Source organism: Sphaerospermopsis reniformis (assembly GCF_005402885.1).
Lineage (GTDB): Bacteria > Cyanobacteriota > Cyanobacteriia > Cyanobacteriales > Nostocaceae > Sphaerospermopsis > Sphaerospermopsis kisseleviana.
In genome coordinates this window covers 1-8896 of sequence record NZ_BJCE01000226.1, presented here as the reverse complement: position 1 = coordinate 8896, position 8896 = coordinate 1, and the positions used below count along the sequence as shown (strand labels likewise).

The following is an 8896-nucleotide window of genomic DNA, read 5'->3' as shown; positions in this document are numbered from 1 at the left end:
AGTTAATTGTAGATAGCTTTGAGCAAGCTATAGAAAGACCTGAAGACAATGATGAGCAAAAAAGATACTATTCGGGAAAGAAGAAATATCACTCATTTAAAAATCAAGTTGTCACCATGCCAAAAGGAGGAGATATAGTAGATGTGACGGTAGGCAAGCCAGGACCAACTAGCGATATTTCTTTGTTTAGAGGTCAACAAGAAAAATTTGATTCTGGACAGAGATTTCAAGGAGATAAAGCTTATATAGGTGGAGATAATATGACTACACCTCAGAAAAAGACCAAGAATAAAGAATTAACGGATGAACAAAAAGAAGCAAATAAAAAGCTGTCTAGTAAACGAATTTTTGTAGAGCATATCATCAGAATTATTAAAATATTTCGCATAGCATCATCAAGATTTCGTCTTCATAAAGATACTTATGAAAAAGTAATATTGACGATTTGTGGATTGGTGAGGTTACGAATTGATTCTCTAGTTTTACCAAATTTATGATATGTGTTAAAAGTATGCAGATGATGAAATAACCATCGGCATTTTTTCCGGGCTATACTAACAGTAACTATCTCTAGCCCTGATGATTACGTCAAGTCTGGCTGAAATGAGAACATCCTCAAAGCCATACACAGACTGCCTTTTTAATTTTCGGACAGGTCTAATCTAAAACAAATCCTGGTAAAATATCTTCACCACTTAATGTTTGAGGATGATCTAATTCTTTCACAGGTTGACTAGGACGATAAATATATACTTTCTGTTGTTTCCTGTCAATTAACCAAGCTAATTTCACACCATTTTCTATATATTCTTCCATTTTTTCTTGTAGTGTTTTCAAGCTATCTGTTTCAGAACGCAACTCTACTACAAAATCAGGACAAATTGGCGCAAATTTCTTTCTTTGTTCTGTGGGTATTGCTTCCCATCTTTCCTTTTTTATCCATGCTGCATCAGGAGAACGCACAGCACCATTAGGTAACGTAAAACCACCACTAGAACCAAAACCTACACCTGTACCATCTTGTTTTGTCCATGTCCATAATTGACCAGTTAAATTAAAATTGCGTTCATCTGTTTCTGAACCGGTAGGTGACATAATCAATAAATCTCCAAATTGGTTACGTTCAATTCTAAAATCACGGTTTAATTGACAGAAATCGAAAAATTGCTCATCAGTCATGATGATATCTGGTTGCATTTTTAGCACCATTGGTAAGATGTCTGTAACTGTGGGTGTTTGTGTATTCATAGTTTTGTTTTTGGATGTAGAAAATGAAGATGTAGATCCGTTGATTGATTAATCATTAATTGATTACCAAATCTCTGTTAAATCTAAAATAAATCCTGGTAAAATATCCTCTCCATTTAATGTTTGGGGATGATCTAATTCTTCCACAGGTTGACTAGGACGATAAATATATACTTTCTGTTGTTTTCTATCAATCAACCAAGCTAATCTTACACCATTTTCTAGATATTCTACCATCTTTTCTTGTAATTTTTTTAAACTATCATTTGGTGAACGTAGTTCAATTACAAAGTCAGGTGCAATGGGAGCAAATTTTTCTTGTTGTTCAGGTGTTAAACTTTCCCAGCGTTCTTTTTTTACCCAAGCAACATCAGGAGAAACATCTTTTCCATTAGGTAATTTAAAACCCGTGGAAGAATCAAAACCTTTACCTAATTTGGTTTTTTTATTCCAAATTCCTAATTCTACAACAATATCAAAATTACAATTTCCTGTATCGCTACCTGTTGGTGGCATAATTATTAATTCCCCTGATGCTGTGCGCTCAAATCTTAAATCTCGGTTATTGCGACAAAGTTCTAAAAATTGATCATCTGTTAAATTGAGGTTTAATGTTAGTCTAGGAGGTAAAGTTGTTATAGCAGTGTTCATGATGTTTACCTCAATATGTTAGGTTTTGATTGATCCAGTTGATAATCTTGTGAAAAATGAGGATGCAGATCCCCGACTTCTGATGTGAATTTATCATTTGTTTACAAGATTAAAAAAGAAGTCGGGGATCTTAACCACCTACATTATATGATACTAAAATTCACCAGCTAAGGCAGGAACACAGCGTTCACAAAGTAAAGGATGTGCTTCTGATTCTCCTACATGAGTAGAATAATTCCAACAGCGATCGCATTTCTCACCGTCTGCATTTACTACCGCAATAGTCCAATCTTCTGTGGTTGCTGTATATTTCACATCAGCAATTTTAGCAGCATCATCTACTATTTCTACCTGAGATGCTAATAATAAATATCGCAACTCATCCACACCATTACCCTTTTCAGGATTGAAACCTTTGATAGCTTCACATAACTCTTTGTGAGGGATATTTAATAACACCTTTGCTTCCAAAGATGAACCGATCATTTTTTCTATCCGCGCTTGTTCCATCACTTTATTAACATCAGTGCGGAGTGAACGCAGAGTATTCCAAAATTCTGCTAATTCTCCATTGTCCCATTCATCCTTAACCTTAATCCAACCAGCTTCAAACACTGATTTATAAGGAGTTTGATAGGGGATAAATTGCCAGATATCTTCAGCAGTATGACACAAAACGGGGGCGATCGCTCTTGCTAAATTTTCCAATGCAATCTGCAAAACTGTTTGACAACTGCGACGACGGAAACTATCAGCAGCACTGATATATAATCTATCTTTGGCAATGTCTAAATAAAAGTTCGACAAATCAACAACGCAGAAATTCTGCACTGTTTGGAAAAAGCGGAAGAATTGGAAGTTATCAAAAGCAGTTGTCACCTCATTAAATACCTCACGGATACGGTGCAACATATACCGATCCAAATCAGGTAATTCTTCAAAAGGAACTGCATCTTTTTGAGGATCAAAATCATGCAAACTACCCAACAAAAACCGTGCAGTATTGCGGATTTTATTTCTCACATCAGCTAATTGTTTAATGATGTTACCACCCAAACGCACATCACCAGAATAATCAACTGAAGAAACCCACAACCGCAAAACATCTGCACCATAAGCAGGTTCTTTTTTCTGATCTTTTCCACCATTAATAATGATTTGTGGATCAACCACATTACCCACAGATTTACTCATTTTCCGGCCTTGTTCATCTAACACAAAACCATGAGTTAAAACTGTTTTATAAGGTGCAATTCCATTTACCGCAACACTGGTTAACAGCGAAGATTGAAACCATCCCCGATGTTGATCAGAACCTTCCAAATACATATCCACAGGATAACCTAATTCTGGTCTTTGCTTCGCCACAGCCGCCCAAGACGAACCAGAATCAAACCACACATCCATCGTATCTGTACCCCGGCGGTAATTGCGCCCATTACTGCGGTAAGGTTCGGGTAACAACTCCTCAACAGACAACTCCCACCAAGCATCAGAACCCTTCTCTGCAATGATAGCTTGGATGTGGTTAATGGTATCTGCATTCAGCAACGCTTCCCCAGTTTCCTCATCATAGAACACAGGAATGGGAACACCCCAGGAACGCTGACGAGAGATACACCAGTCAGAACGTTCTGCAACCATCGGTGTAATTCTATTCTCACCTTGTGCGGGAATCCAACGCACAGATGCGATCGCCTTTAAAGCATCTTCCCTAAATCCTGCCACAGAAGCAAACCATTGTTCAGTAGCGCGGAAAATCGTCGGTTTCTTGGTTCTCCAATCATAAGGATATTTATGAGAGTATGCTTCCTCTTTCAACAAAGAACCAGCTTCTGTCAGCGCGTCAATAATTGCTTGATTACCATCACTCAACACATTCAAGCCAGCAAATTTACCAGCCTCATCCGTGAAATTACCATTATCATCCACCGGTGCAAGAATCGGCAGACCATAACGCTGACCCACAATGTAATCTTCTTGACCATGACCAGGGGCAGTATGCACCAAACCAGTACCAGAATCAGTAGTGATATAATCACCACCAACCACCACCGGACTTTCACGGTCAAAAAGCGGATGACGATAAGTGCAGTGTTCCAAATCCTGACCCGCAAAAGTCGCCTTCACAGTCAACTCAACATCCAAAGTTGCAGTCAACCTTTCTACCAACTCCGCCGCCACGATCAGATACTTGCATCCTCTCTGCGCCTCTGCGTCTCTGCGTGCCACCTCAACAACCGCATAATTCAACGCCCCATTCACAGCCACCGCCAAATTACCCGGTATCGTCCAGGGAGTAGTTGTCCACACAGCTACGCCCAAATCAGGCAAGAACGGCTCTAAAACAGATTTTAGCTTTTCGGACACCTTCACCACCGGGAAAGCAGCGTAAATACTCCGAGAAACGTGACCTTCAGGATATTCTAACTCAGCTTCTGCTAAAGCGGTTTTAGAGCTAGGACTCCAGTGTACAGGCTTTAAACCACGATAGATATATCCTTTTAAGTACATTGCCCCAAAAACACCTATTTGGGCGGCTTCGTATTCCGGTTTTAAGGTCAGATAAGGATTATCCCAATCACCCCACACCCCATAGCGTTTAAAGCTTTCTCTTTGTTCATCTACGGTTTTAAGGGCGAACTCTTTCGCTTTTTGGCGCAATTGCAAAGGTGTGAGGTTTTGCCGTTCTGCTTGTTTCATATTTTGCAGAACTTTTAACTCAATGGGTAATCCGTGACAATCCCATCCTGCAATGTAACGAACTTTACGACCTTGAAGGAGGTGGTAACGGTTAATAATATCTTTGAGAATCTTATTTAAGGCATGACCAATATGCAACTGACCGTTAGCGTAGGGTGGTCCATCGTGCAGTATAAATATTTCGCCTGGGTTCTCTTGGGAGAGGCGAGAATAAATGTTGTTTTCTTCCCAGAATTTTTGAATTTCGGGTTCGCGCTTGATTGCGTTTGCCCGCATATCAAAGTTAGTCTTAGGGAGGTTAACGGTATCTTTGTATTGTCCGGGTTCAGTCACAGTTTCATGCCTAAGATATGTTTGCAGTTATTTGATCAATTATAAGAGATGGTATGATTGTGGGATAGAGATGGTATGATTGTGGGATGAGGTAAATCACCTTATCTTGATTAGGTTATTTAAGACTTATATTTTATTGGTTCATAATTTAAGGACAGATTGAGGAAATATCAATGGTAACTGTAGACAGTCTAGATACTATTAAAGATACCAGAGTTAACTGTTACTCAGTAATTATTCAACTCACTGTAGCAGAATATTTGAATCTAGTAAAACAAGCATTCCAGAATAGAGGAGGTTTAGAAGGACAAAGAGATCCATTAAAAACAACTACAGCAATTCGTATTCGTGACAGAATGATTAAAGATATAGCATCTGGAGCAGTATTACCTCCAATTGTGATTGGCGTTATTGTTCCTGAAGCAAAATTGGAAACAATACAAACACTAAAAGATGATAACTCATTCTTAGAGTTTATCCACGAAATACCAAAAGAGGATTTTTCTATCATTGATGGTATGCAAAGAACCAATGCTTTAAATACAGCATTAAACGATAAACATCAGATTAAAAATAATAAAATCCGGATCGAATTTTGGATAGCTTCACAAGTTAATAGTTTAACTTATAGAATGCTGGTATTAAATACTGGGCAAGTTCCTTGGAATCTGAGAAGACAAATTGAAACAGTTTTTCAATTCATTATTAAAGAAATACAGCAAAAATATAAAGAGATAGAAATATTGCAAATCAATGAAGAAAGGAGACGTAATCGTTCTGGACAATATCAAGCTAGTAATATTATAGAATTATTTCTAGTATTTGGAGCAAGAAAAGAAAAAATTGATGTACAGGAAAAATTAGCAGACGAATTTACAAGATTAGATTTTATTGAATCAACATCAAAGGATAACTTTACAAATACCTTCTATGAAGTAATGTATTATTTGTATCAATTTGATCATGCTCTTAAATCCTATCAAGATGATAACATAGAAGGTTATTTTAAAGCAGGAAAAGATTTATTTGGTAGTCAACCAGCCTGTGTTGGTTTTGTAACAGCTATTGCTTTAGCAATATTGGGTAGACCTGGAAATGAATATCCACAAGAAAAACAAGATCAAAAATGGCAGGATATTAAACAAAACGCCGATAAACTATTAGAAAAATTGAAAAACTGTAATACTGATGAAATAGGAAAATTTTTGGATTTTACCACTCTAAATGAGATTATCAGTAGTAAACCAGTAAAATATAATGAAAGAGAATTTTTTCGTGATGCGTTTAAACTGCTCATAGAAGAAAAATTTGAAATTGAAAATATGAATCCATGCTGGAGGGCATACTAATATTATTATGTCCAGAAGTATGAAAAAAGCTAATCAATATATATTTAAGGTATTAGCTGAATTTCTTGAAGAACAAAATATTGAGCGTCCCATATTTGCTGATGCTAAACGATGTATTGAAACAGATGATCGTGAAAAAGAATGGTTACAAAAATTAACAGTTCAAAATACACAAATAATCTTGCCCACATTTACAACTGCATCTTTTGAATTTGAAGAAAATAAATACTTTGTTACCATTGGTTCAATGAGCCAGTTATTAACAGAACCAGAAATAATACAGGAAGAAGAATTAAATGGAGGAATGATTACTGCATTAATATTTGAACTACAAATTCCGGTCAAACAAAGTGCTAGAGCGTTGGAAATTGTAGATGAAATTTTTTATGAACCTGATGAAGAAATAACCAAATATCGTTATGATAAAGTCAGCCAATTTTTTGAACCTATTTTTGTTTATAGAGTCCAAGATGAATGTCCATTTATAGCCCACATTCCGCACTTCAATTTGTAGTACATATACAAGTATCATAAGCAGCATAGAGGGTTAAACAGAAATACGCAATTAAGGAAGTAAAAATATAGACGTTAATTTCCATTTGACTACGAGATAGAAATTCATAAGGCATTGAGAATAAACTTAGAAAGAAAATGAGAGAATAAGATTGAATTACCTAAAAATGCCTTCATATTATGAATTACCAACAAGAAGATATTGAGAGTAAAAACATAGATCACTTAGGAATAATAGCAGGAATAATAGATGAGATAGGAATAGTAGAAAAAATCAATGAAATATTCTCAGTGGATAGTAGAGAGAAAGTAAACACAGGAAAAGTAGTCAAAGCAATTATTCTGAATGGACTAGGCTTTGTATCAAGACCACTATATTTATTTCCAGAATTCTTTAAAGATAAAGCCGTAGAACATCTAATAGGAGAAGGAATAAAAGTAGAAGACTTAAATGACGATAAAATAGGTAGAGTCATGGATAAACTCTATAAATATGGCTTAACTAAATTATTCCTAATAATCGCCTTAGAAGTAGTAAAAAAATACGGAATAAATACAAAATATTCCCATTTAGACTCAAGCTCATTACATTTACATGGAAAATATGATAATTGCCTAAATAATCTAGAGAAAGAATTAGGAATAAATCGAGAAAATCCAATTATAATAACACAGGGATATTCGCGTGACCATCGCCCAGACTTAAAACAATGTATCTTAGATTTAATAGTAAGTAGTGATGGAGATATACCATTATTTTTTAGAGGAGCATCAGGAAACGAATCAGATAAAGCAGTATTCGCTCACATCTTAGTAGAATATTCTAAACAAATAGATTTTGAAAGTATCATGGTAGCTGACAGTGCATTATATAGTGAAAGTAACTTAAAATTAATGTCAAACATGAAATGGATAAGTCGAGTACCGTTGTCCATTAAAAAAGCAAAAAATTTAGTGAAAGCCTTCATAAATAATGCCCTGAAAGCCTCTAAAATCAAGGGTTACAGCTATCTGGAAGAGAAAGTATCTTATGGAGGAATAGAGCAAAGGTGGTTATTAGTAGAAAGTGTAGAGAGAAAAAAAGCCGACTTAAATAAACTAGACAAAAAAATCCAAGAAGAGTTATTAAAAGCTAACAAACAAGTAGCGAAATTAGAACAGGAAGAATTTACGGATAAATCTTTAGTTGAATTGAAAATAAAAGAAATAACAAAGAAATTAAAATATCATCAAATATCAGACCCTCAAATTACTGAAACCAATAAAGGGAAAACAACAGGTTATAAAGTAAAATGTAAATTAAGAGAAAATAAGGAGTTAATTACACAACAGCAAAACTCTTGTGGCAGATTTATTTTAGCCACCAATATTTTGGATACACAGGAGTTAGAATCAGAAGAAATCCTCAAAATATATAAAGAACAACAATCTACAGAAAGAGGATTTAGATTTATCAAAGACCCATTATTTTTCGCGGATAGTCTGTTTGTCAAAAACCCCGAAAGAGTAGAGACAATGATGATGTTAATGGCATTATGTCTTTTAGTTTATAATTTGGGACAAAGACAATTAAGAATGTCCTTGAAGGCACAAAAAGCCACAGTTAAAAATCAACTGAATAAACCCACAGAATCTCCTACATTAAGATGGATATTTCAATGCTTCCAAGGTATTCATCTTTTGATGATACAAGGATGTAAACGAGTTCTGAACTTAACGGAGTCACACTGTCATATCTTGCAATTTTTACCTAATGCTTGTCAAAAATATTATTTATCAACTTAGTTTTTCTCTCTAATTTCACGATTTTATCGGTTATCTTTTCGATAACTGATTATATACCTTGAATTAAATATTATTATTGAAATAGCTTTTAAATACCTTCTAAAGCTCAACTTTGTGCGTTCATAATTTTGTTTTCTACTGATACGTAATTGTTCAAACCATAAGTTTTAATTGACCATTAATGTAGTAGACATCTCCGAAAACTATCTAACCTTCACCACAACTGCTTTTGAGGAAATGAAGGTTAAGTGCAAAGATACTCAGATTATACGCTATAATCAGTGCTGAAGATGCCTGCTATTGGGAATTAGCCA

Annotated in this window: 7 protein-coding genes; 4 read left to right on the top strand and 3 right to left on the bottom strand. The window is 35.4% G+C overall.

Features of this window, described 5'->3' with window-relative positions; genetic code table 11:
- Positions 1–497: HARBI1 family protein (locus FFR48_RS22245; RefSeq protein WP_137668870.1), on the top strand; the 497-nt coding region annotated here is incomplete at its 5' end.
- Positions 498–657: 160 nt separating this feature from the next.
- Here FFR48_RS22245 and FFR48_RS22240 read toward each other — a convergent pair.
- The 3 genes from FFR48_RS22240 to ileS form a co-directional block, all read right to left on the bottom strand.
- The gene (locus FFR48_RS22240) at positions 658–1248 is read right to left on the bottom strand and encodes a Uma2 family endonuclease (RefSeq protein WP_137668869.1); all 591 of its coding nucleotides are present in this window, start codon (positions 1246–1248) and stop codon (positions 658–660) included.
- A 63-nt stretch (positions 1249–1311) separates the two neighbouring features.
- A complete protein-coding gene (locus tag FFR48_RS22235) occupies positions 1312–1899 on the bottom strand; it encodes a Uma2 family endonuclease (RefSeq protein ID WP_137668868.1) in 588 nt (195 codons plus the stop codon).
- 153 nt (positions 1900–2052) lie between these two features.
- A complete protein-coding gene (gene ileS, locus FFR48_RS22230) occupies positions 2053–4935 on the bottom strand; it encodes an isoleucine--tRNA ligase (protein WP_137668867.1) in 2883 nt (960 codons plus the stop codon).
- Between the two features lie 173 nt (positions 4936–5108).
- Here ileS and FFR48_RS22225 point away from each other — a divergent pair, with 173 nt between their 5' ends.
- The 3 genes from FFR48_RS22225 to FFR48_RS22215 all read left to right on the top strand — a co-directional run bounded on the left by FFR48_RS22225 (position 5109) and on the right by FFR48_RS22215 (position 8582).
- Positions 5109–6284: a hypothetical protein gene (locus tag FFR48_RS22225; RefSeq protein WP_137668866.1), complete on the top strand. Its 1176-nt coding sequence runs from the start codon at positions 5109–5111 to the stop codon at positions 6282–6284.
- Positions 6285–6303: 19 nt separating this feature from the next.
- Entirely contained in the window at positions 6304–6798 is a 495-nt protein-coding gene (locus tag FFR48_RS22220) for a hypothetical protein (protein WP_162501937.1), read from the top strand.
- 179 nt (positions 6799–6977) lie between these two features.
- A complete protein-coding gene (locus tag FFR48_RS22215) occupies positions 6978–8582 on the top strand; it encodes an IS1634 family transposase (RefSeq protein ID WP_137668864.1) in 1605 nt (534 codons plus the stop codon).
- Positions 8583–8896: the final 314 nt, after the last annotated feature.

Excerpts from the sequence above, each read along its gene's own strand:
- FFR48_RS22235 (WP_137668868.1), bottom strand. The coding sequence starts at position 1,899 with ATGAACACTGCTATAACAACTTTACCTCCTAGACTAACATTAAACCTC.
- FFR48_RS22225 (WP_137668866.1), top strand. The coding sequence starts at position 5,109 with ATGGTAACTGTAGACAGTCTAGATACTATTAAAGATACCAGAGTTAAC.
- FFR48_RS22220 (WP_162501937.1), top strand. The coding sequence starts at position 6,304 with ATGAAAAAAGCTAATCAATATATATTTAAGGTATTAGCTGAATTTCTT.
- FFR48_RS22215 (WP_137668864.1), top strand. The coding sequence starts at position 6,978 with ATGAATTACCAACAAGAAGATATTGAGAGTAAAAACATAGATCACTTA.
- FFR48_RS22240 (WP_137668869.1), bottom strand. The coding sequence starts at position 1,248 with ATGAATACACAAACACCCACAGTTACAGACATCTTACCAATGGTGCTA.